The organism is Planomonospora antibiotica, from assembly GCF_014647955.1.
Lineage (GTDB): Bacteria > Actinomycetota > Actinomycetes > Streptosporangiales > Streptosporangiaceae > Planomonospora > Planomonospora parontospora.
The window spans coordinates 1-685 of sequence record NZ_BMQE01000163.1 but is presented as its reverse complement, the minus strand read 5'-3'; the positions used below and the strand labels follow the sequence as shown (position 1 = coordinate 685).

Genomic DNA, 685 nt, shown 5'->3' with positions numbered 1-685 from the left:
CGGATCGCCGTCGCCTGCGGCCATTCTGTCGGGAAGGAGCTCAGGGCTGAGCGCCGCAGGGAGCTCCGACCGAGGCGATAGCCTTGATCGACATGGAGGAAGTCATGCCCTGCGGGACTGCGGGCACTCCGAACCGTACGGTCGTGATGATGTGCGGTCTCGCCGGGTCCGGCAAGACGACGTACGCCCTGACTCTGGAGGAGAGCGGTTACGCTCGGCTCTCGATCGACGAGGAGATCTGGCGGCGCTTCGGACGGGACGGGGCGGAGTTCGCGCCGGACGAGTACGAGCGGCACAAGGGCGCCGCCGAAGAGGAACTGTGGGAACGGCTGGCGGCCCTGATGCGGGCCGGGCGGCCGGTGGTGCTGGACTACAGCTTCTGGCGCCGGGAGACCCGCCGTCGCTACCAGGCGTTCATCGAGAGCCACGGCTACCGCTGGGAGCTCGTCTACCTCAAGGCCGACCGCGAGATCCTGCGGCGGCGGCTCGCCGTACGCAGCACCGTCCGGGGCGCGAACGCCGTAACGGTCTCCGAAGAACTGCTCGACCGCTACCTGGCCGGCTTCGAGGAACCGGCCGGCGAAGGAGAACGGACCATCCTCCAGCACTGACCGCCCGATCGTCCCCTGCGGCGCTCAGCCCTGAGCTCCTTCCCGACAGAATGGCCGCAGGCGACGGCGATCCG

1 protein-coding gene is annotated in these 685 nt (G+C 69.2%); it reads left to right on the top strand.

What is annotated here, in order from left to right:
* Positions 1–92 precede the first annotated feature (92 nt).
* Positions 93–611: a P-loop nucleotide/nucleoside kinase family protein gene (locus tag IEZ06_RS35940; protein ID WP_189241128.1), complete on the top strand. Its 519-nt coding sequence runs from the start codon at positions 93–95 to the stop codon at positions 609–611.
* The last annotated feature ends 74 nt before the right edge of the window (positions 612–685 follow it).